At 67.7% G+C, this 955-nt stretch carries 1 pseudogene; it reads right to left on the bottom strand.

Annotated elements, in window-relative coordinates:
* Positions 1-955, bottom strand: a pseudogene (locus RA27_RS24310) (hypothetical protein); the annotation flags it as partial.

Here is a 955-nt window from a genome sequence, read left to right as displayed (position 1 = left end):
CCATTGCCACCGCCGCCGCCAACGGACTGGAACAACATACCTGTCGAGCGGTTGCCGGTTGTGACAACCGTGCCCGCAAAACCCGCAGCCGTCGCAACGCCGCTGCTGTTGAACTGACCAACCGTAACCGGGCCGCCTGTGCCGCCGGCACTGCCGTCACCGCCGACACCCACGGCCAACGAACCGGACACCGGGCCGCCCGACGCAGCAACGGAAACGGCATAACCACCGTTACCGCCGCCGCCACCAACCGATTGCAGCATCACACCAACGGAATCGTCGCCGCCGGTTTGCACCGAAGCCGAGCCACTGCCGCTGAGCGTGACAGACCCGCCGTTGCCGCCATTGCCTGCGGACCCTCCGACAGAGACCGAAGCCGCGCCAAAAGCGCCAACCGCGACTGAGACCGCGCCGCCGCCGTTACCGCCGCCGCCGCCTACGGACTGGGCGAACACGCCTGCCGAACGATCGCCCGAAGTCTGGATGGCAGATGGCTGGCTGCTGTCGGTGTTGGACAGGGTCACACTGACATTGCCGCCGGTTCCTCCGGCCCCGCCATCGCCTCCGATGGCGACGCCAACAAAAGCGCCAACCGACCCGGACGAGCCACCATTGCCGCCGCCGCCGCCGATGGACTGGGCCAGAATGCCCATTGCGTCATCGCCGGACGTGGTAATGATCCCGTCATTCACGATAGTCACAGTCGAGCCGCTGCCGCCGCCGCTGCCATTGCCACCGACCGAGACCATCCCGCCGGACGAACCACCGTCACCGCCGCCGCCGCCAATGGATTGCGCGATAATCCCGCGGGCGCCATTCCCTCCGGTCACGATGCGCCCCAGATTGGTCACGCTGACCGCCGCACCCGTTCCACCCCTGGACCCTGTGCCCCCGATCGCGACAAGACCATATGAGTTCGCACCCGTACCGCCGCTGCCGCCGATGGACTGGGCCA

The organism is Ruegeria sp. ANG-R (assembly GCF_000813985.1).
Taxonomy (GTDB): domain Bacteria; phylum Pseudomonadota; class Alphaproteobacteria; order Rhodobacterales; family Rhodobacteraceae; genus Ruegeria.
Note: the sequence above shows the minus strand (reverse complement) of the source record. Positions and strands in the feature narration are given on the sequence as shown.